This window comes from Pseudomonas nitroreducens TX1 (genome assembly GCF_000313755.1).
In the GTDB taxonomy this organism is placed as follows: Bacteria; Pseudomonadota; Gammaproteobacteria; order Pseudomonadales; family Pseudomonadaceae; genus Pseudomonas; species Pseudomonas nitroreducens_A.
Genome location: NZ_AMZB01000099.1, coordinates 13,616 through 34,075 on the forward strand (window position 1 = coordinate 13,616; position 20,460 = coordinate 34,075).

At 65.8% G+C, this 20,460-nt stretch carries 17 protein-coding genes; 9 read left to right on the forward strand and 8 right to left on the reverse strand.

Annotated features, from left to right (window positions below; genetic code table 11):
* The first annotated feature begins 112 nt into the window (after positions 1-112).
* Complete coding sequence (locus tag C167_RS0109415; protein WP_017518023.1) at positions 113-736, forward strand: response regulator transcription factor; 624 nt, start codon at positions 113-115, stop codon at positions 734-736.
* Positions 737-1,061: 325 nt separating this feature from the next.
* A complete protein-coding gene (locus C167_RS33250; RefSeq protein ID WP_017518024.1) occupies positions 1,062-2,228 on the forward strand; it encodes a hypothetical protein in 1,167 nt (388 codons plus the stop codon).
* A 57-nt stretch (positions 2,229-2,285) separates the two neighbouring features.
* Here C167_RS33250 and xthA read toward each other — a convergent pair whose 3' ends face one another.
* Positions 2,286-3,098, reverse strand: coding sequence for an exodeoxyribonuclease III (gene xthA, locus C167_RS0109425; RefSeq protein ID WP_017518025.1), 813 nt, complete (start codon positions 3,096-3,098; stop codon positions 2,286-2,288).
* A gap of 131 nt (positions 3,099-3,229) precedes the next feature.
* Here xthA and C167_RS0109430 point away from each other — a divergent pair, with 131 nt between their 5' ends.
* The 5 genes from C167_RS0109430 (at position 3,230) to C167_RS0109450 (ending at position 13,115) form a co-directional block, all read left to right on the forward strand.
* Positions 3,230-3,877 carry a GNAT family N-acetyltransferase gene (locus C167_RS0109430; RefSeq protein WP_017518026.1) on the forward strand — a complete coding sequence of 216 codons (648 nt, stop codon included), beginning with the start codon at positions 3,230-3,232 and terminating at the stop codon, positions 3,875-3,877.
* A gap of 80 nt (positions 3,878-3,957) precedes the next feature.
* The gene (locus tag C167_RS0109435; RefSeq protein ID WP_026078920.1) at positions 3,958-5,685 is read left to right on the forward strand and encodes an autotransporter assembly complex protein TamA; all 1,728 of its coding nucleotides are present in this window, start codon (positions 3,958-3,960) and stop codon (positions 5,683-5,685) included.
* Positions 5,686-5,699: 14 nt separating this feature from the next.
* Positions 5,700-9,365, forward strand: coding sequence for a translocation/assembly module TamB domain-containing protein (locus tag C167_RS0109440; protein WP_026078921.1), 3,666 nt, complete (start codon positions 5,700-5,702; stop codon positions 9,363-9,365).
* Between the two features lie 130 nt (positions 9,366-9,495).
* Positions 9,496-12,213 carry a magnesium-translocating P-type ATPase gene (gene mgtA, locus C167_RS0109445; RefSeq protein WP_017518029.1) on the forward strand — a complete coding sequence of 906 codons (2,718 nt, stop codon included), beginning with the start codon at positions 9,496-9,498 and terminating at the stop codon, positions 12,211-12,213.
* A 95-nt stretch (positions 12,214-12,308) separates the two neighbouring features.
* A complete protein-coding gene (locus C167_RS0109450; protein WP_017518030.1) occupies positions 12,309-13,115 on the forward strand; it encodes a transporter substrate-binding domain-containing protein in 807 nt (268 codons plus the stop codon).
* Between the two features lie 12 nt (positions 13,116-13,127).
* Here the strand turns inward: C167_RS0109450 and C167_RS0109455 are convergent, their stop codons facing one another.
* Both C167_RS0109455 and C167_RS0109460 read right to left on the reverse strand, forming a co-directional pair.
* A complete protein-coding gene (locus C167_RS0109455) occupies positions 13,128-13,595 on the reverse strand; it encodes a thermonuclease family protein (RefSeq protein ID WP_017518031.1) in 468 nt (155 codons plus the stop codon).
* A gap of 67 nt (positions 13,596-13,662) precedes the next feature.
* Positions 13,663-14,655: an aldo/keto reductase gene (locus C167_RS0109460; protein ID WP_026078922.1), complete on the reverse strand. Its 993-nt coding sequence runs from the start codon at positions 14,653-14,655 to the stop codon at positions 13,663-13,665.
* Between the two features lie 116 nt (positions 14,656-14,771).
* On the opposite strand from C167_RS0109460, the gene C167_RS0109465 reads away from it, so the two are divergent.
* Both C167_RS0109465 and C167_RS0109470 read left to right on the forward strand, forming a co-directional pair.
* Complete coding sequence (locus tag C167_RS0109465; protein WP_017518032.1) at positions 14,772-15,671, forward strand: LysR family transcriptional regulator; 900 nt, start codon at positions 14,772-14,774, stop codon at positions 15,669-15,671.
* Between the two features lie 140 nt (positions 15,672-15,811).
* A complete protein-coding gene (locus C167_RS0109470; protein ID WP_017518033.1) occupies positions 15,812-16,633 on the forward strand; it encodes an alpha/beta fold hydrolase in 822 nt (273 codons plus the stop codon).
* 80 nt (positions 16,634-16,713) lie between these two features.
* Here the strand turns inward: C167_RS0109470 and C167_RS0109475 are convergent, their stop codons facing one another.
* The 5 genes from C167_RS0109475 to C167_RS0109495 form a co-directional block, all read right to left on the reverse strand.
* Positions 16,714-17,067, reverse strand: a complete 354-nt coding sequence (locus tag C167_RS0109475; protein ID WP_017518034.1) for a VOC family protein — start codon at positions 17,065-17,067, stop codon at positions 16,714-16,716.
* 39 nt (positions 17,068-17,106) lie between these two features.
* Positions 17,107-17,616, reverse strand: coding sequence for a hypothetical protein (locus C167_RS0109480; RefSeq protein ID WP_037006082.1), 510 nt, complete (start codon positions 17,614-17,616; stop codon positions 17,107-17,109).
* Positions 17,617-17,751: 135 nt separating this feature from the next.
* Entirely contained in the window at positions 17,752-18,426 is a 675-nt protein-coding gene (locus C167_RS0109485) for a methionine ABC transporter permease (RefSeq protein WP_085988843.1), read from the reverse strand.
* Entirely contained in the window at positions 18,389-19,450 is a 1,062-nt protein-coding gene (locus tag C167_RS0109490) for a methionine ABC transporter ATP-binding protein (protein WP_017518037.1), read from the reverse strand. Before C167_RS0109490 ends, C167_RS0109485 begins: the two co-directional genes overlap by 38 nt.
* Positions 19,451-19,657: 207 nt before the next feature.
* The gene (locus tag C167_RS0109495) at positions 19,658-20,455 is read right to left on the reverse strand and encodes a MetQ/NlpA family ABC transporter substrate-binding protein (protein WP_017518038.1); all 798 of its coding nucleotides are present in this window, start codon (positions 20,453-20,455) and stop codon (positions 19,658-19,660) included.
* Between the last annotated feature and the right edge of the window lie 5 nt (positions 20,456-20,460).

Here is a 20,460-nt window from a genome sequence, read left to right on the forward strand (position 1 = left end):
TTCCGCTGGGGCAACCACACAATGAACTTTCTGCGGGAACGACGGCTGTCGTGGATGCACTCAATATGCCATGTCGCACCCGGCCCGCGGGGCCTTAGCTGCAAGGAGGAACATGGCCCGCATAGTATTCATCGAACCATCACGGCGGGACTTCGTCACGATTCGCCGGTTTCTGCTGGACCACGGCCATCAGTGCGACGTGCATTTCAAATATGCCCGCCAGGCTTTGAACAGCCTGGACGCCAGCAACTGCGACCTGCTGGTGGTGACGCTCGAGTTGCCGGACATTCACGGTATGGAGCTGGTCACCATGCTCCGCCGCGATGGCCGTCTCAAGCCCTCTACGCCGGTGCTGGTCTGCTCGAGCCTGGGATCGCCCATGAATATTCAACGAGCCATTCGCATCGGCGTGTCGGGCTTCCTGTTGACGGATGACCGGCCAACTCTGCTCGGCAGGGCGGTCGATGCGGTGCTCGCCGGGGGCAAGGTATTTCCCGAGCATGCGCGACTTCCCCTCAACGACGACAGGCGGCTGGAGTCGGCGCTGTCCTTGCCGACTCATCTGGTCGCCGTCCTGCACGGTCTGCACCATGGACGTTCGGTCGCTTCGTTGGCGGAGGCCCTCGCGCTGTCAGGGGCGAGCATCGGCCAGCACAAGCGGCAGCTCATGCGAAAACTGTCGGCAACCAGCCTGGAGGAGCTGTTCAGTATCAGCCAGGAAATCGGGCTGCTCTGAGCACCGACTTGTTCAACTGGCTTCGCTGCGTCCTGCGGGCAGCCGGCGCTGCCGAAAGAGGCCGATGAAGTCGGTTGGTATTGCGTGGTTTTCCTTCGTCGATGCAGGAATTTACTGACATTCACCATGGTTCCAGGTTGTAAGAATTCTTCTTGCAACCTGTCCTGCACTTTCTACCAGGGAGAGCAGGGCATCCCATCGGATTCCCGTCGGCCTGATTGCCCTTGTAGTCGAAGCGGCGTCACCACCGACTCCGGCCTCGTTCGATGCCTTTGAGCTGCGCGCAGGGGACGGTGGGCTGACCACCCTCAGGGTAGGACGTTTCATGACTTCAGATACGAATCGGTTCGAAGAACACCGGGAGGAGGGCTCGTCGGCCCAGACCTCCGATCAGGCAACCGCACGGCTTTCCTCTGCCACCGATGAACACCTGTCCGGCCTCCCGGCGGACCCGTCCGTGTCCGCCAAGGGCATCGCCCGCCCCGCCCTGTCGGCCGGTTACCTATCGATCCAGGGCGGTGTGGTTTCGCCTGCCGGGCGGCCGGCGGATACGCATGCCGTCGAGGCTTTCGAAGACCTCGAGCGCGATCTCGCCGAACTTGCTTCGGCCTGTTCCGGCCTGGGCGCCAAGGAGCCCGGATGCGCCGAGTCCAGCGAGTCGCTGGCGAGGCCCGACGCGGAAACGGCCGCCATCCTGCTCGATTCGCTGCGGCTGCCGGAGCAGGAGCAGGCGCAGGAACGCGAGTCCACCACGGCTGAGGCGGCAATGGTTTCGCCGGACCTCGAGCCGACTATTCATTTTTCCCACGAGGAACGCTCTGCCATGAACGCTCAAGTACAACCTGCCACCACCGATGCCGCCAGCACCCGGGCGTCCGCCGAGTCCGCTGTCACCGTGCGGCCGTCCTCGGCCATGGAGACCGAGGGTGTCCTGCACGACGTACAGTCCACCCTCGACTCGCTGGCCGGTATGGCCCATGGCTTGTCGCAGCAGAAACTGGAGATTGTGAAGATGCGCGAGGCGCTCGAGGAGCGCCGCCTGGCGACGCTGGAGCGTGAGCGTCAACTGGCCGAGCGGGAAGAGCGCCTGAGCCAGCAGGAGCAACGCCTGCAGGAAGAAAAACAGGGTATCGAACGCATCGCCGAGCATAATGCCGCCGTGCTGGCGGAGCGTAGCAGTGCGTTGCAGGCCCTGGCGGAAACCGTCGACAGCCGTGACCGCGCAACCACCAAGCGTGCCGAGATCCTGAGCCAGGAACAGCAGAGCATCGACCGCCAGCAGACTCAGCTGCGTGCGCGGGGCCAGGAACTCGACGAACGCGAGGCCGGCCTGCAACGCCAGAGCTCGGAACTGGCCGAGCGCTTCAAGCAACTGCTCGATGCGAAGGAGCGCTTCGGCGCCATCGTAAAGGGCTTCAACGAGACCGTGCGTTTCAACACGACCTACAGCGCCATCAGCAAAACGGTCGGAAGCGGTGCGGAAGAAGCCTGAGCTGTTACCGAGAAGAGAAGAAGCCCGGCATAGACCGGGCTTTTTCGTGCAGGGCGATTACTTCAGTTGCAGCCAGATCGGTGCGTGGTCCGAGGGCTTTTCCATGCCGCGAATATCGTAATCCACGCCAGTATCGGCGATGCGGTCGCGCAGGGCCTCGGAGGCGAGGATGACATCGATGCGCAGGCCGCGCTTGGGCGAGTCCTCGAAGCCGCGGCTGCGGTAATCGAACCAGCTGAAGCGGTCGTCAACGCTCGGGTTCTGCAGGCGGAAAGTGTCCAAAAGGCCCCAGCCTTTCAGGCGCGCCAGCCATTCGCGCTCTTCCGGCAGGAAGCTGCATTTGCCGGATTTCAGCCAGCGCTTGCGGTTCTCTTCGCCGATACCGATATCGCTGTCTTCGGGGGAGATGTTGATGTCGCCCATCACCACCAACTGCTGGTCGGGTTGGAAGCGGGTTTCCAGCAGGTCCTGCAGGTCGGAGTAGAAGCGCTGCTTGGCGGGGAATTTCACCGGATGGTCACGGCTTTCGCCCTGCGGGAAATAGCCGTTCATCACGGTGATCAGCTCGCCATTGGCGTCCTTGAAGGTGCCCCAGATGAAGCGGCGCTGGGAATCCTCGCCATCGTTGGGAAAGCCGCGCTGCAGTTCCAGCGGCTCCTGGCGGGAGAGCAGGGCGACGCCGTAGTGGCCCTTCTGCCCGTGGTAATGCACGTGGTAACCGAGGGCTTCGATGTCTTCGCGAGGGAACTGCTCATCGGCGACCTTGGTTTCCTGCAGGCCGATCACGTCCGGCTGGTGGCGCTCGATGATCGCCTGGAGCTGGTGCGGTCGTGCGCGCAATCCGTTGATATTGAAGGAGACGATTTTCATCCTAAGGCGCCCTGGCAAAAGCACGATGCTAGCCCATGCTGGCCAATCCTGGCGACCCCGGCGAGGCGCTGCTAGGGTTTCCTGGCTGGGTCGCTAACCCCTGGGAACACACAACAAGAAGAGGCGTCCGCATGCCTGATACCCTCGCCGAAGTCCGACTGCTCGACGGCAATTACTGCCGTGAAGTCCGTTCGTTGCTTTATCACGCTTATCGTCATGAACCCACCTTCGCCTATTTGTTCGAATCCGACCGCGCGGGTTTTGACCAGCGCGTGCGGGCGACCGTCCGTGAGCTGGTCAACCAGCATTTCCTCGAAGAGCTGCCGGCCCTGGGCCTGCTGATCGAGGATCGCCTGGTGGGCGTGGCGCTGGTGGTGCCACCGCAACGTCGTCTGGACGTCACCGAAAGCTGGTTCTGGCGCATGCGCATGCTGCTCACCACTGGCCTGGGCTGTACCCGCCGCTACCTGGACTATCACGCCGCTGTGATCGGCTGCCTGCCGCCAGGGCCTTATCACATTCTGCCGTTGATCGGGGTGCACCCGGAATTCCAGGGCAAGCGCCTGGGTGAGCAATTGCTCGATGCGCTGCACGCCTGGTGTGCAGAGGATGGAGGCTCGCAGGGGCTGGTGCTGGATACCGGCAACGCGCGCTACCTGGAGTTCTACCGGCGCCACGGATACGAGGAACTGGGGGAGGTGGCGCTCGGGCCGATCCGCGAGCATGTTCTCTTCCACCCCGTCCATGCACGTGAGGCGGTACAAGTGTCTGCGGGATAGGCTGCGCTTTGAATCCTCAGACGCTTCCTACAGCCTGAAGAAAGGCAGCACGGGGAAAACCCGTGCTAGCATTTCGCGCCATGAGAGTTGTCCAAGGATTGCTTGGGCTGCTGCTGGTAATGGCCTTCTGCTTGCAGACGGTCCTGGCGGCGGAAGCCCATCTCGACGTTCGTATCACCCCCGCCAACGCTGCGCTCAAGGCCAATATCGAGGCCTATGTGGGCAGCCTTGGCGAGCGTGATCAGGCGGCCCTGCAAAGATTCCGGCGCAATGCCGTGGAGCAGGCGCAAAAGGCCGCCCAGGCGTTGGGCTACTACCAGGCGCGCATCCGCGGTCGGGTGATGGATGACAAGGTGCCGACCCTGCGGATCCATGTCCGGCCCGGCGAGCCCATTCACCTGCGCAATGTCACCGTGCGGGTCGAGGGGCCGGCGGCCAGTCTCAAGAGCTTCCGGGTGCCCGGCGGCGACTCGCTGAAGCCTGGCGCGCAACTCAACCACGGCGCCTACGAAGATGCCAAGCGGCTGATCCAGAATCAGGCCTCGCGCTTCGGCTTTTTCCGTGGGCAGTTCACCCGGCAACAGTTGCGCATCGACCCCGAGGCCGGTGTGGCGGACATCGATCTGGTTTACGCCAGCGGCCCGCGCTACCGGCTGGGCAAGGTGGATTTCGCCGGCGATTTCCCCTTCGACGAGGACCTGCTGCAGCGCATGGTGCCGTTCAAGGCGGGTACCGACTACGACTCCGAACAGATCGCCGACCTCAACCAGGCGCTGCAGTCCAGTGGCTATTTCGATGGCGTGCGGGTCGATGCCGCGCCGACCAATGCCGATGGCGAAGTGGTTCCGGTGCACGTCCATCTGGAGGCGCGCAAACCGCGCACCATGGGGCTGGGCCTGGGCTTCTCGACCGACGTCGGACCGCGTGCGCGGGCGACCTGGACCCGCCACTGGGTCAACCCGCAGGGCCACAGTCTGGGCTTCGAAGCGGAAGTCTCGGCTCCCCGGCAGAACGTCGGCGCCTGGTACGAGATTCCGCTGGACCCGCCGCTCACCGACAAGCTGCGCTTCACCAGTGGTTACCAGTACGAAGACCTGGTGGACACCCAGAGCAAGCTGCTGACCCTCGGCAGCGAGTGGCACCACAAACTCGATAGCGGCTGGCAGCGGGTCGTCTCGCTGAACTGGCAGCGCGAGGAATACAAACTGGGCGACGACGACGGTACCAGCAGCTTCCTGATGCCGGGTATCGGCTACTCGATCCTCGAGGCCGACAACAAGATCGATCCCGGCAAGGGCTATCGCCTGCAATTCGAGGTGAAAGGCGCCAAGCAAGGGCTGCTGGCGGATGCCGACGTCGCCCATATCAACGCCATGGCCAAGGGCGTGACCAGCTTCTGGGGAGGGCAACGTTTGCTCGGTCGCATCCAGGTGGGTGGCATCGCCACCAACGACTACAGTGCGATCCCGCCGTCGCTGCGCTTCTTCGCCGGCGGTGACCAGAGCGTGCGCGGCTACGACTATCAGACGCTGTCGCCGAAGAACTCCGACGGCGACCGCATCGGTGGCCGCTACATGGTCGCCGGCAGCGTCGAATACCAATACCCCATCGCCGAGCGCTGGCGCGTTGCGGCCTTCGTTGACCAGGGCAATTCGTTCGACTCGCTGGACTTCCCCTCGATCAAGACCGGCGTCGGCATCGGCATCCGTTGGATTTCACCGGTCGGCCCGCTGCGCCTGGACCTCGCCGATGGCCTGGACGAAGACGGTGGCATCCGCCTGCACTTCTCCATGGGGCCTGAACTATGAGCCGCGCGGGCTGGATGCGCGCGCTGCGCTGGAGCCTGGGCGGTGTGTTCGCGCTGATCCTGCTGCTGGTCATCGTCGTGGCGACCTTGCTCGGCACAGCATCGGGCAGTCGCGCCGTACTGGGCTGGGTACCAGGGCTGAGCGTCGATGCATTCGACGGTCGCCTCGCCGGTGGCTTCAGGGCCAGGCGCCTGGAATGGACCGACGGCACCACCCATCTGCTGCTGGACCAGCCGCAGATCGACTGGTCACCCGCCTGCCTGCTGCGCATGACCCTTTGCCTGCACAAGGTCGTGGCCAACGAGGTGTTGCTGACCTTGCCGCCGAGCGAGCCGAGCGAGGCGTCCGGCCCCATCGAGCTGCCCGACCTGAGCCTGCCGCTGTCGCTGGAGCTGGGGGATATCCGTATCGGCCGCTTCCTGCTCGATGGCCAGGAACAGCTGCGCGACGCGGAATTGGCGGCGCACTGGGACCATGAAGGCCTGCACATCGACTCGGTGAAACTCTCGCGCGATGGTTTGAGCCTATCGCTCAAGGGCCTGCTGAAGCCGACCCAGGGCTGGCCGTTGGAGGCGGAGGGCACCCTTGGACTGCCCGCGCCGGGCGAGAAGCCCTGGACCTTGCAATTGCAGGCCAAGGGCGAGCTGATGGGGCACCTCAAATTACAGGCGCAGAGCAGTGGCTACCTCAACGGCAACCTGAACGGCGACCTGCAACCGCTGGCCGAGAACCTGCCGGCCACCGCATTGGTGACCGCAGACGGATTCAAGGCGGATGCCTCGCTGCCCGATACCCTGATGCTGAACCAGCTGCGCCTGAACGCCAGCGGCAACCTCAAGGATGGTTACCAGCTCGCTGGCGCTGCCGTGCTTCCGGCCGAGGAAAGCCCGGTGGTGCTGACCCTGCGTGGTCGCGTCGACGCCGAGGGCGCGGACATCGCCGCCCTGGACCTGAGCGCCGCCAAGGATCAGCGCGTGGCGCTGACCGGCCGCCTGGACTGGAAGGATGCCTTCGCCGCCAACGCCCAACTCGATTGGCTCGACTTCCCCTGGCGTCGCCTGTACCCGGAGATCGAAGAACCGCCGGTGAGCGTGCACACCTTCAAGGCTGAAGTGAGCTACAGCGATGGCGCCTACCTGGGCAACTTCGACGGCGCCTTCAAGGGGCCGGCAGGTGATTTCACCCTGGCCAGCCCGGTGTCGGGCAACCTCTCCGAAGTCTTCCTGCCGTCACTGAAACTGGTGGCGGGGCAGGGCAAGGCCGAAGGGCACCTGAAGGTTGGATTCGCCGATGCGGTGACCTGGGATGCCGCCCTCGACCTGTCCGATCTCGACCCGGCGTACTGGCTCGAAGAGATGCCCGGCCGCCTCGGCGGGCCACTGCGCAGCAAGGGCTCACTCAAGGGAGAGGCGCTGAGCCTCGACGCCAACCTCGACTTGCAGGGCCGCCTGCGTGGCCAGCCGGCCATTTTCAAGGCGAATGCCACGGCGGCGGGGCAGGCGTGGAAGGTCGATGGCCTGGCGCTGCAACTGGGCGACAACCGCATCAGCGGACAGGCCGCGCTGGACCAGCGACTGTCCGGTCGTCTCGACATCGCCTTGAATCGTCTCGGCCAGCTGTGGCCGCAGCTGTTCGGTCGTCTCAATGGCCAGCTCGATCTGGCCGGCACGCTGCAGGCGCCGCAAGGGCAACTGAAGCTCGACGGCCAGCGCGTCGCCTATGGTGACCAGGGCTTGCGCTCGCTGGACCTGAGCGTCTCACTCGATGCCGCCCAGCGCGGCCGGGTGAACCTGACTGCCCAGGGCCTGCACAGCGGCGACACCGATTTCGGCGCTCTCAAGCTGGAGGGCAGCGGCGACCTCAAGCGCCAGCAGCTTGCCCTGAACCTGCAGGGCAAGCCGGTCGTGCTCGACCTCGGCCTGGACGGCGACTGGAACGGCAAGGACTGGCGCGGGCGTCTGGCAAAAGGCGATGTACAGAGCGGCGGACAGGACTGGCGCCTGCAGCAGCCGGCGCGCCTGGAGCGCCTGGCGGATGGGCGCATCAACCTCGGCGCCCATTGCTGGGCTTCCGGCCCCGCCAGCCTGTGCATGGAAGACCAGAGGCTGATGCCCGATCCGCGCCTGCGCCTGCACCTGCGCGAGTTCCCGCTGGACAGCCTGGCGCGCTGGCTACCCGACGACTTCGCCTGGAAGGGCAAGCTCGACGGCGACGTGCAGCTCGACCTGCCTGCCAGCGGCCCCAACGGTGCCATCCTGATCAATGCCGACAACGGCACGCTGCGCATCAAGGAACAGGAGGAGTGGGTCGACTTCCCCTACCAGCGTCTGCAGCTGGAGAGCCGCCTTACGCCCCGGCGCATCGACACCCATCTGCAATTCCTCGGCGACAAGCTCGGCAGCCTGCAGGCCCAGGTCCAGCTCGACCCGCGCCCGAAAGCCAAGCCGGTGAACGGCACCTTCAGCCTCAACGGCCTGGACATCTCCGTGGCGCGGCCCTTCGCGCCCATGGTGGAAACCCTGAAAGGCCACCTCAATGGCAGCGGGCGGATTTCCGGCGGGCTGCTGGCGCCACGGGTGGACGGCGAGCTGCGCCTGAACGATGGAGAAATCTCCGGTGGCGACCTGCCGACCCGCTTCGAGCAGTTGCAGGTCATCGCGCGAATTGCCGGCGAACAGGTCGACTTGAGCGGCGACTGGAAGGCGGGCGAACACGGCAACGGCAGCCTGTCCGGCCGCATCGCCTGGCTCAGTGGCCTGGATGTCGATGTGAAGCTGCGCGGCAGTCGCCTGCCGGTAACGGTGGAGCCCTACGCCAACCTCGAAGTGGAGCCCGACCTCAAGGTGCAAATGGCGGGTGAACGGCTCGCGGTATCAGGCTCGGTACAGGTGCCACGCGGTGCCATCACCATCCGCCAACTGCCGCCGTCCACGATCAAGGTCTCCGATGACACCGTGATAGTCGGGGCGAAGCAGGAGCCCAAAAGCGCCCTGGCGCTGAACATGGATATCGACGTCAGGGTCGGCAGCGACAAGCTGACCTTCAGCGGCTTCGGCCTGAACGCCGAGCTGGCGGGCCAGGTGCATATCGGCGACAACATGGACACCCGTGGCGAGCTGCGCCTGAACAACGGGCGCTACCGCGCCTACGGGCAGAAGCTCAGCATCCGCCGTGCGCGCCTGCTGTTCGCCGGGCCCATCGACCAGCCGTTCCTCGATGTCGAGGCGATCCGCAAGGTCGATGATGTGGTCGCCGGCCTGCGCCTGACCGGCAACGCCGAGCAGCCGCGCAGCGAGGTGTTCTCCGAGCCCGCCATGAGCCAGCAGCAGGCGCTGTCGTACCTGGTGCTGGGCCGGCCGATGTCCACGGGCGAGGACAGCAACATGCTCGGCGAGGCGGCGCTGGCGCTCGGCCTTGCCGGCAGCGCGCCGCTGACCGGCGAAGTTGCCCAGCGCCTGGGCATTCAGGATTTCCAGCTGGACACCGAAGGCACCGGCAACAGCACCAGCGTGGTCGCCAGCGGGCAGCTCTCCGACCGTCTCAGCCTGCGCTACGGGGTGGGTGTGTTCGAGCCCGCCAACACCATCGCGCTGCGCTACCTGCTGAGCAAGAAGGTCTACCTGGAAGCGGCCAGCGGCCTGGCCAGTTCGCTGGATATCTTCTACAAGCGCGACTTCTGAGTGCGGTCGGCAGCGGCGATTCGCTGCCGACTCGCTCCGCTTGGACGCTCTGCCAACCTTCATGACCCCTTAAGGTACCCGGCACAGACTCCCCCCGCCGCCGGACGATGTGCGCACAAGGGGAGTCATCATGCGCCTGGACCTCTTCAGGACCCACCTGCTCGAATTCATCAACAAGGGTTTTCCAGCCCGCCAACTGCGACGGCTGGCGGCGCGCGACCTGTTGCGTGGCTCCGCCGCCGGAAGACAGCCGCCTCATGCGTTGACGGCAGCCCTGCTGGAGTGGTCCGCGCTGGAACCGGCCACGGTGCTCGACCGCCTGCAAAGTCGGCGCGAAGGGCTCAACGAGGTCGAGTCGGACGAGCGCCGCCAGCGCGATGGTTTCAACGAAGTGGACCAGGACCGCCCCATCGGTGCCTGGATGCACCTGTGGTATTGCTACTGCAACCCCTTCAACCTGCTGCTTACCGCGCTGGCGAGCATTTCCTGGTTCACCGAGGATGTCGAGGCTGCGGTCGTGATCGGCAGCATGGTGGGCATTTCCACTCTGCTGCGCTTCATCCAGGAGAAACGCTCCAACCGCGCCGCCGAGAAGCTCAAGGCGATGGTGAGCAACACCGCCACGGTGTTCCGCAGTACCGAAGGCGAAGGCCCTGCGTTGCGGGTGGAAGTGCCGATCCGCGAGCTGGTGCCCGGCGACGTGCTGTGGCTGTCGGCGGGTGACATGGTCCCGGCGGACGTACGCCTGCTCAGCGCCAAGGACCTGTTCGTCGGCCAGGCCGCGCTCACCGGCGAGTCCCTGCCGGTGGAGAAGTTCGCCCAGCTGCGCGACGCTCGCCAGGGCAACCCGCTGGAGCGCGACAGCCTGTGCTTCATGGGCACCACCGTGGTCAGCGGCTCCGCCCTGGCGGTGGTGATCGGCACCGGTACGCGTACCTATTTCGGCTCCCTCGCCGAGAAGGTCATTGCCAGCGACCCGACGCCAACGGCCTTCCAGACCGGCGTCAACCGTGTCAGCTGGCTGCTGATCCGCTTCATGCTGGTGATGGCGCCGGTGGTCCTGCTGCTCAACGGTTTCACCAAGGGCGACTGGCTGGAAGCCGCGCTGTTCGCGCTGTCCATCGCCGTGGGCCTGACCCCGGAAATGCTCCCGATGATCGTCACCTCGACCCTGGCCAAGGGGGCGGTGGTACTCAGCCGGCGCAAGGTGATCGTCAAGCGCCTGGATGCCATCCAGAACTTCGGCGCCATGGACATCCTCTGCACCGACAAGACCGGCACCCTGACCCAGGACCGCATCGTCCTCGAACGCCACACCGATGCCTTCGGCCAGGTGCAGGACCGCGTGCTGCAGCTCGCCTTCCTCAACAGCCACTACCAGACCGGGCTGAAGAACCTGCTGGATGTCGCCGTGCTAGAACACGTCGAACTGCGCCATGCGCTGAAGGTGGACAGCCGCTTCTGCAAGCTCGACGAGATTCCCTTCGACTTCGCCCGCCGGCGCATGTCGGTGGTGGTCAGCGAGCGCGAGGACAACCACCTGCTGATCTGCAAGGGCGCGTTGGAAGAAGTGCTGGCCGTCTGCAGCACGGTGGAAACCGCCGAAGGCGTCGAGCCGCTCAGCGGGGCGCGCCTGGAGAACATCCGCGCGGTCGCCGACGGGCTCAACCAGGAAGGCCTGCGGGTAGTCGCCGTGGCCACCCGCGAGCTGCCGCCCACCCGCGATACCTATGGCGTGGCGGACGAGAGTGGTCTGTGCCTGGCCGGCTACATCGCCTTCCTCGACCCGCCCAAGGAAACCACCGCTCCGGCGCTCAGGGCGCTGGCGGAGAACGGCGTGGCCGTGAAGGTACTGACCGGGGACAACGACCGCGTCAGCCTGAAGGTCTGCCGCGATGTCGGGCTGGTGGTCGAGGGCGTGCTCCTCGGGCCGCAGCTGGACGAACTGGATGATGTGGTGCTGGGCGAACTGGCCGAGCGCACCACACTGTTCGCCAAACTCACTCCCAGCCACAAGGAGCGACTGGTGCGCGTGCTGCGCCAGCGCGGCCACGTGGTCGGCTTCCTTGGCGACGGCATCAACGACGCCCCGGCGCTGCGCACCGCGGACATCGGCATCTCGGTGGATTCGGCGGTGGACATCGCCAAGGAAGCCGCCGACCTGATCCTCCTGGAAAAGAGCCTGATGGTGCTGGAGGAGGGCGTGATCGAAGGGCGCCGCACTTTTGCCAACATGCTCAAGTACATCCGCATGACGGCCAGCTCCAACTTCGGCAACGTGTTCAGCGTGCTGGTGGCCAGCGCCTTCATTCCCTTCCTGCCGATGCTGCCGTTGCAACTGCTGGTGCAGAACCTGCTCTACGACCTGTCGCAGATCGCCATTCCCTTCGACCACGTCGACGACGAGCTGCTGCGCCAGCCGCAGCAGTGGAACCCGGGCGGGCTGGGGCGCTTCATGGTGTTCTTCGGGCCGATCAGCTCGATTTTCGACATTGCCACCTTCCTCGTGCTCTGGCATGCGTTCGGCGCGAATTCGCCGGCGCAGCAGACGCTGTTCCAGTCCGGCTGGTTCGTCGAGGGGCTGATCTCGCAACTGCTGGTGGTGCACATGATCCGCACGCGGCGCATTCCGTTCCTGCAGAGCCGGGCCGCCTGGCCCTTGCTGGGCATGACCCTGGCGATCGTCGCGGTGGCGATCTTCCTGCCCATGGGACCGCTGGCGCATTCCTTCCGCATGCAGGCGCTGCCGCTGGGCTACTGGCCGTGGCTGGTGGCGATCCTGCTGGGTTACATGGCGCTGACCCAGACGGTGAAGGGTTGGTTTGCCCGGCGCTATGGCTGGCAATGAGCGAAACGGAACCAACGTGCGAACCCGATCACCGCTGGTCACGCGAGCGCCGGGTTAACTACACTCCAGGCATCCGTCTTCTCCTGCCGTGAGTCGTGATCTTGCCGTCGCAAGCCCATCGCCTGCCGTTGTTTTCCCGTGCACGTCTCAAGCGCCTGGCACTGCTGGGCCTGGCGCTGGCCAGCGTTCCGCTGGCCGCGTGTGAAAAGACCCTGCGTTGGGACGATGACCCGCCGTTCAGCATGCAATTGCCCGACGGCCGCATCGGGGGGCTCTACGTCGACCTGAACCGTGCCGCACTGGCGCGCCTGGGCTGCCAGGTGCGCATGGTCAAGCTGCCCTGGGCGCGGGCGCTGAAGGAACTCGAACTCGGTCGTCTCGACGTGCTGCCCGGTGCCTTCCGTAAGCCCGAGCGGGAGGCGTACGCCTGGTTTTCCGGCGCTTTATTGCCCGCCTCGCGCAATATCCTCTTCGTTCGTCGCGGCCTGCCTCAACTGGGCAGCCTGCAGCAGCTTTCCGACCTGCCGGGCAGTGACTTCCGCCTCGGCGCGCAGATCGACGTGTCCTACGGCGAACCCTACCGCCAACTGATGGCCGACCCCGATTATGCCGCCCGGGTGTTCTTCAACCCCAGCCGCGGTAACCTCTGGCAGATGGTCGACAAGGGCCGCATCGACGGCATCATCGCCGACGAGCACAGTGGTCGGTACGAACTGCAGCAACTGGGCCTGGCCGGGCGCATCGAGCCTACCGGCGTGGTGGTGTCAGCGGAGTCGGCGGAAGTCGCCTTCAGCAAGCGCACCCAGGACCAGGACTTCGTCCGTCGCTACGCGCAGACGCTGAAGGCGCTGGTGGATGCGGGCGAGGATCGGCGCATCCTGCAGCAGTACGTCGGCATCTGACGGAGTGCCGCGTCAGGGCTTGCGCCAGAGATTGGTGCGGCGCGCCTTGGCCTCGTGCTCCTCGAACTGGTACTGGCCGACTTCCTCAGGCGTCTGCGCATCGCTCTGCCGCCAACGCGCAAGACCGATGCTCAGCTGTGCCCGACCGATATCCAGCGTGTGACCACAGTTCGGGCATTCCGCCGGAGTGACCCAGACCGCCGCGCGCAGGCTGCCGTCAGGGAGCTGCTCGGCGTGCTTGAGGGTGGCGCTCTTGCCCAGCGCGAGCTGCACCAGGGCCGCACGGGAGCGCTGGCCGAAGGGCTGTTCCAGTGCCGGTGCGGTGATGCCGCGCAGGTGGATCGTCGTATCGCCGCCGTCTGCGCGCTGGCAGGTCAGCTGGTCGCCGCTGAACACGGCCGTTACCTGGCATTCCTCATCCGCGTGGGCGGCGAGGGGAAGGAAGGAAAGTACGAGCAGGGCGGCGGGAACGAATCGCATGGAGCCTCCGGTAGACCCTGTCAGCATAACCGCTGCGAGCGTCCACCGGAGCCCCGATGCAGAGCTTTTACTGGATCAGCGCCATTACCTGTTCGCTGTAGCGCCCGCCCGCAGCCGCCCCGGCCGGGAAGATTGCGTCCAGTTCCAGCAGCTCGGCCTGGGTCAGCGCCAGGTCCACGGCGGCAACGTTCTCTTCCAGGTACTTGCGCTGCTTGGTACCAGGGATCGGCACCAGGTGCTCGCCCTGGGCCAGCACCCAGGCCAGTGCCAGTTGCGAGGGCTTCACTCCGCGGGCGGCGGCCAGCTCGGCGACCTTGTCCACCAGACGCAGGTTCTTCGCAAAGTTTTCCCCGGTGAAGCGCGGGCTGGAGCGGCGGTAATCGTCTTGGGCAAAATCATCCGGGCTCTTCAGCGCGCCGGTGAGGAAGCCACGGCCCAGCGGACTGTAGGGTACGAAGCCGACACCCAGGCGTTCGCACGCGGCCAGCACGCCATTCTCTTCCGGATCGCGGGTCCACAGCGAGTACTCGCTCTGGAGTGCGGTGATCGGGTGGACCTGGTGTGCGCGCTCCAGGGTGTCGGCCGAGGCCTCGCTCAGGCCGAGATAGCGCACCTTGCCGGCCTTCACCAGTTCGGCCAGGGCGCCGACGGTTTCCTCGATGGGCACCTTGGGGTCGACGCGGTGCTGGTAGTAGAGGTCGATGTGATCGGTGCCCAGGCGCTTCAGGCTGCCTTCGACGGACTGGCGGATGTACGCCGGGCTGCCGTTGGCACCGCGCACCTGCGGCTGGTCCGGAGTGCGCACGATGCCGAACTTGGTGGCGAGGAAGACCTGCTCGCGCTTGCCCTTCAGGGCGCGGCCGAGCAGCTCCTCGTTGGTATGCGGGCCATAGATGTCGGCGGTGTCGAGCAGGGTGACGCCCAGCTCCAGCGCGCGGTGCAGGGTGGCGATGGATTCGGCTTCATCGCTGCCGGTGGTGTAGAAGTCGGACATGCCCATGCAGCCGAGGCCGATGGCGGAGACGAGGGGGCCTTGCGAGCCCAGGCGACGGGTCTTCATGCGGGATTCTCCGGGGTGAGGAAAGGGGCAGCACCATTCTTGTTGTTTGTCAGGCATGGATAAACTGGCAGATTGCGGTTTAACTATTCGGCCTGGATGAATAATCGGAGCGTGCCATGGACCGCTTGCAGGCCATGCAGGTCTACACCCGCATCGTCGAACTCAAGGCCTTCGGCAAGGCGGCGGACAGCCTGCAGATGCCGCGCGCCAGCGTGACCCAGCTGATCCAGCAACTGGAGACGCACCTGGGGGTGCAACTGCTGCGCCGCACCACGCGGCAGGTCAGCGTCACGGCTGATGGCCAGGCCTACTACGAGCGCTGCGTGCGCCTGCTGGAGGATCTGGAGGAGGCGGAGAACTGCTTCTCCGACTCGCCCGACAACCCGCGCGGCAAGCTGCGCATCGACCTGCCCAGCTCGCTGGGGCGGCTGGTGGTAATCCCGGCGCTGCCGGAATTCTGCCGGCGCTACCCGCAGATCGAGCTGGAACTGAGCCTGAATGACCGCCAGGTGGACCTGGTGCGCGAGGGCGTGGACTGCGTGCTGCGTGCCGGTGAACTGCCGGATTCCAGCCTGGTCGGTCGGCGCATCGCCGAGCTGGAGCAACTGACCTGCGTGAGCCGCGCCTATGTGCGGGAGTTCGGATTGCCCGAGCATCCGGATCACCTGGAAGGACATTTCGCGGTCAATTACCAGTCGGCTTCCAGCGGGCGCATCTTCGACCTGGAGTTCCGCTTCGACGGCCAGCTACGGACGCAGCGGCTGCCCAGCCGCCTGTCGGTGAACCACGCCGACGCCTACATCGCCGCCTGTCGCGCCGGCTTCGGCCTGATCCAGGCACCGCGCTACCACCTGCGCGAGGGCCTGGCCAGCGGCGAATTGGTGGAGGTGCTGCGTGCCTGGCAGCCGCCGCCGCTGCCGGTCAGCGTGCTGCACCCGGTGCGCCGGCAGATGTCGCGGCGCCTGCGGGTGTTCTCCGATTGGCTCGGTGGACTGTTCGCGGCAGGCATCGGCTGAGCCGTCGCTCGTCGGAAAGCTGCCGGGAGCGGCTGCCGGCGTCACCGCGCTGGCTATGCTCAAGGCCGCCGTAGAGCGGTCCGCTATCGCTGAGGTCACGGCGTTTCTTTTTCAACCACTCCCTGAAGGAAACGACCTAAATGAGCTTCGTCAAAGCGAAAGATGGCACTGAGATCTTCTACAAGGATTGGGGCAGCGGGCAGCCGGTGGTGTTCTCCCACGGCTGGCCGCTCAATGCCGACGCCTGGGATGCGCAGATGCTCTTCCTGGTGCAGAAGGGCTACCGGGTCATCGCCCATGACCGCCGCGGCCATGGGCGTTCGGGCCAGCCGGCCAAGGGCAATGACATGGACACCTACGCCGACGACCTGGCGGCGGTGATCGACGCGCTGGATCTGAAGGGCGCCACGCTGGTGGGCCACTCCACCGGCGGTGGCGAGGTGGCGCACTATATTGGCCGCCATGGCACCAAGCGGCTTTCCGGCGCCGTGCTGATCGGTGCGGTGCCGCCGCTGATGCTCAAGACCGCGGCCAACCCCGGCGGCCTGCCGATCGATGTGTTCGATGGCATCCGCAAGGGGGTGAAGGAAGACCGCTCGCAGTTCTTCAAGGACCTGGCGCTGCCGTTCTACGGCTACAACCGGCCGGGTGTGAAGGCGTCCCAGGGGGTGATCGACAACTTCTGGCTGCAGGGCATGATGGGCGGGCACCTGGGCCTGTACCTGTGCATCCGCGAGTTCTCCGAGGTGGACTACACCGAGGACCTGAAGAAGATCGACGTCCCGGCGCTGATCCTCCATGGCGACGACGACCAGATCGTGCCCATCGGTGCTGCCGGCCAGCGCTCGGTGGAGCTGGTGCAGAAGGGCGAGCTGAAGGTCTACAAGGGCGGTTCGCACGGCATGTGCACCACCATGGCCGATCAGGTGAACGACGATTTGCTGAGCTTCCTTAATCGCTGAAAGACTTCGCGAGCAAGCTCACTCCTACAGGAAGAATGCCAAGGCGAATGTAGGAGCGAGCTTGCTCGCGAACCCTCTTCTTAATGAACGTGCTGGAGCACGTTCACCAGCGTCCCCGACGGATCGCGCACGAAGAAGCGCCGCACGCCCCAGGGCTCCAGGGTAAGCGTGTAGGTGATCTCATGGCCGGCGGCCAGGGCGCGCTCGTGTACCTCGTCGAGATTGTCCACTTCGATGGAAAGGTCCGGCACCGGCGCGCCGGAGCCCCCTTCGCTGGCAAGGCTCATCTGTGCCAGGGCGCTGTCACCGCTGGCGAGGGTGATCAGCCAACCGTGGTCCATCACGATTTCCAGGTCGAACAGCTCGCGGTAGAAACGCGCGACGTCGGCAGGCTTGCCGGTGGCGAGGTTGGCGACGATGCGGCGGACGGTCATGGCGGCGCTCCGAAAAGGGGACGCCGCCGGCATAGACCCTTAGTGCACCGGGCGTGCCGGTGGCATGCGGCGGCGATGGATGCGGTAGAACTGGTAGAGCACGCCGATGCTGAAGACCAGCAAGGCGATCATCACGGCCGTCTGTACCGGCGGCGAGTCCGGGCCGTGGCCTATGGGGTTGGACGGCGGCAGGCGCGACAGGGATTCGTTGAGCGTGGGGATCATCATCAGGAAGAAGCTGAAGCTCATGGCTGCGGTTTCCAGGTATTCGCCCAGTCCGCCGAGCGCACTGATACGTTGCGCGTAGCTGCCCACCGCGATGGCGACCAGGCAGAGGATGCCGATGGCGTGGCCCGCATTGAAGCCCCCCGTGCTGGAGAGTCCGAACGCGGTGAGCACGCCAAGGATCATTCCGCACACATACCAGCGCCCGACCGCGCTGCGTGGATCGATGCGCCCAGCCCGGTAGAACGCCCAGAGGCCGGCAACGAGCGGCACCAGGCTGACGGCGGTATGCACGATACCCAGGGTGGACAGGGGGTTGGCCACGACGAACGCCTCCGCAGTGGGCACAGGGACGCCACGCATCCACGAGCTGTGCCTGGGCACGGAGGGGCGGGTGTGTTGTCAGGTTAGACGCAACCCGCGTGGAAGTTAGGCAGCGCCAACGTCAGCCGACGAACGTCACAGCCGCTTGTTCAGCCAGCGCGCCAGGCGGTCGCCGCCGAACTGGATCAGGGTCACCAGCGCCACCAGCAGGATGATCACGGTGAGCATCACCTGGGTATCGAAGCGCTGGTAGCCGTAGCGGTAGGCCAGGTCGCCCAGGCCGCCGGCACCGATGGCGCCGGCCATGGCCGAGGAGTTGATCATGGTCACCAGGGTGATGGTGAAGCCGGCGACGATGCCCGGCCGCGCCTCGGGCAGCAGCACGTTCCAGATGATGTGCCGGGGCTGGCAGCCCATCGCTTGCGCGGCCTCGATCAGGCCGTGGTCGACCTCGCGCAGGCTGACTTCGGCGATGCGCGCGAAGAACGGCGTGGCGGCGATGGTCAGCGGTACCACCGCGGCCCACACGCCGTAGCTGGTGCCGACGATCAGCCGGGTGAAGGGAATCAGCGCGACCATCAGGATCAGGAACGGAATCGAGCGCAGCACATTGACCACGCTACCCAGGCCCTGGTTGAGCAGGCGCGCCTGGAAGATCCCGCCGGGGCCGGTGGTGACCAGCACCAGGGCCAGCGGGATGCCCACCAGAAAGACGATGGCCGAGGACGCGCCGATCATCAGCAGGGTGTCGAGCAGACCTTGCAACAGGCGTTCAGGCATGGGTGAGCACCTCCAGGCGGTCGGCGACATCGCGGGCGCGTTCGAGCAGTTGCGGGGCGCTGGCGGCGGGCGCGGCAACGCTCAGCAGCAGGCGGCCCAGGGCGCGGCCCTGGATGCGCTCGATGCCGCCGTGCAGCAGGCTGACGCGGCTGCCCAGGGCCTGGGCGATGGCCAGCAGGTCCGGCTCCTGCTCGCGTACGCCGGTGTAGTGCAGGTCGAGGATGACTTCGTCGGCCGAAGGATGCTCCAGGCGCGCCAGCAGGTCTGGCGGCAGGTGCTGTTGCAGCGAGCCGAGCAGGGTGCGGCTGACCTCGTGCCGGGGGTTGCCGAAGACTTCCCAGACGTCGCCCTGTTCGACGATGCGCCCGCGTTCGAGCACCACCACGCGGTCGCAGATTTCGCGGATCACTGCCATCTCGTGGGTGATCAGTACGATGGTCAGGCCCAGGCGGCGGTTGATGTCGCGCAGCAGCGCGAGGATGGCCTGGGTGCTCTCGGGGTCCAGCGCCGAGGTGGCCTCGTCGCAGAGCAGGATTTCCGGCTGGTGCACCAGCGCGCGGGCGATGCCGACGCGCTGCTTCTGTCCGCCGGAGAGTTGCGCCGGGTAGGCGTGGCGCTTGTCGGTCAGGCCGACCAGTTGCAGCAGTTCATCCACTCGGTCGGCGATGCGTGCCTTGGGTACGCCGGCCACCCGCAGGGGCAGGGCGATGTTCTGCGCGACCGTCTTGGCCGACATCAGGTTGAAGTGCTGGAAGATCATGCCCACGCGGCGGCGCAGGCCGACCAGTTGCTGGGCATCGAAGGCGCCGATGTCCTCGCCGTCGATCAGCACCTGGCCGACGCTGGGCTGTTCCAGGCGGTTGAGGGTGCGGATCAGCGAGCTCTTGCCGGCGCCGCTGCGGCCGATGATGCCGAACACTTCGCCGCGGCGGACGGAGAGTTCGATGTCGCTCAGCGCCTCCACCGGACCATGGTGGCCGGCGTAGGTCTTGCCCAGGCCGCGCAGGGCGATGTGCTGGGTGGCGAGTTCGAGGTTGCGGTTGAAGCTGACCATGGTGGGGGCCTGTTCTTTGAGTTTGGAGCGGGGCTGTTTCCCTCTCCCTAGCCCTCTCCCTGAAGGGAGAGGGGACTGGTTCGGTGTATTCGGGAGTTTCGGCTTTTGGCCGGAGGCACCGAGGTGGCACCAATGTTCGGTGTGCTGCGGACAGCTCCCTCTCTCTTCAGGGAAAGGGCTGCCGTTGGCGTAGGCGTTTCCGGCGCATTACTTCCAGCCCGGCTGGTAGAGCGAGCCGTGGGCCTTGTCCAGGGCGGCGCGGACCTGCGGCGAGTGCTGGTAGAGGTCGACGAATTTCTTCAGCCGGCCGTCCGGGTCCTTGAAGTCGTCACGGGTGACGAACTGGATGACGTACTCCTTGTTCTCGATGCCGTCGAACAGCAGCGCGCTGTTAGGGTCGATGGTCCCGGCCAGGCTGATGTAATGCGGGTAGCCCTGGGCGAGGTCGACATCGTCCAGTGCGCGCACCAACTGCACGGCTTCCAGTTCGATGATCTGGATGTGCTTCGGGTTGGCCACGATGTCGTCCAGCGTTGCCTTGTAGCCCACGCCATCCTTGAGCTTGAGCAGCCCTGCCTTCTGCAGCAGTTGCAGGCCGCGACCGCCATTGATCGGGTCGTTGGCGATGGCGACCTTGGCGCCATCGGGCAGGTCGGCGATGGCCTTGTACTTGGTTGAGTACAGGCCGACGTTGTTGATGATCCCCGGCGCGAACGCCTTCAGGTGCAGGCCGCCCTCGCGGTTGGCGTTCTCCAGGAAGGGTGTGTGCTGGAAGTAGTTGGCGTCGATATCGCCGTGGTCGAGGGTGATGTTCGGTGCGTTCCAGTCGGTGAACTCCACCAGTTCGACCTTCAGTCCCTGCTGGGCGGCTTCTTTCACCGCCACTTCCAGCGGCGGGGCGAAGGCGGCAGTGGTGCCCAGGCGCAGGGTGTCGGCAGCCTGGGTGAGGCCGGCGGCGAGGAGGCTCAGCGAGAGGCCGAGGGTCAGCTTGAAGCGTGCATGCATGGCAA

Coding starts and splice junctions, on each gene's coding strand:
- C167_RS0109415 (WP_017518023.1), top strand. CDS start 113: ATGGCCCGCATAGTATTCATCGAACCATCACGGCGGGACTTCGTCACG.
- C167_RS33250 (WP_017518024.1), top strand. CDS start 1,062: ATGACTTCAGATACGAATCGGTTCGAAGAACACCGGGAGGAGGGCTCG.
- xthA (WP_017518025.1), bottom strand. CDS start 3,098: ATGAAAATCGTCTCCTTCAATATCAACGGATTGCGCGCACGACCGCAC.
- C167_RS0109430 (WP_017518026.1), top strand. CDS start 3,230: ATGCCTGATACCCTCGCCGAAGTCCGACTGCTCGACGGCAATTACTGC.
- C167_RS0109435 (WP_026078920.1), top strand. CDS start 3,958: ATGAGAGTTGTCCAAGGATTGCTTGGGCTGCTGCTGGTAATGGCCTTC.
- C167_RS0109440 (WP_026078921.1), top strand. CDS start 5,700: ATGCGCGCGCTGCGCTGGAGCCTGGGCGGTGTGTTCGCGCTGATCCTG.
- mgtA (WP_017518029.1), top strand. CDS start 9,496: ATGCGCCTGGACCTCTTCAGGACCCACCTGCTCGAATTCATCAACAAG.
- C167_RS0109455 (WP_017518031.1), bottom strand. CDS start 13,595: ATGCGATTCGTTCCCGCCGCCCTGCTCGTACTTTCCTTCCTTCCCCTC.
- C167_RS0109460 (WP_026078922.1), bottom strand. CDS start 14,655: ATGAAGACCCGTCGCCTGGGCTCGCAAGGCCCCCTCGTCTCCGCCATC.
- C167_RS0109465 (WP_017518032.1), top strand. CDS start 14,772: ATGGACCGCTTGCAGGCCATGCAGGTCTACACCCGCATCGTCGAACTC.
- C167_RS0109470 (WP_017518033.1), top strand. CDS start 15,812: ATGAGCTTCGTCAAAGCGAAAGATGGCACTGAGATCTTCTACAAGGAT.
- C167_RS0109475 (WP_017518034.1), bottom strand. CDS start 17,067: ATGACCGTCCGCCGCATCGTCGCCAACCTCGCCACCGGCAAGCCTGCC.
- C167_RS0109485 (WP_085988843.1), bottom strand. CDS start 18,426: ATGTCGCCGACCGCCTGGAGGTGCTCACCCATGCCTGAACGCCTGTTG.
- C167_RS0109490 (WP_017518037.1), bottom strand. CDS start 19,450: ATGGTCAGCTTCAACCGCAACCTCGAACTCGCCACCCAGCACATCGCC.
- C167_RS0109495 (WP_017518038.1), bottom strand. CDS start 20,455: ATGCATGCACGCTTCAAGCTGACCCTCGGCCTCTCGCTGAGCCTCCTC.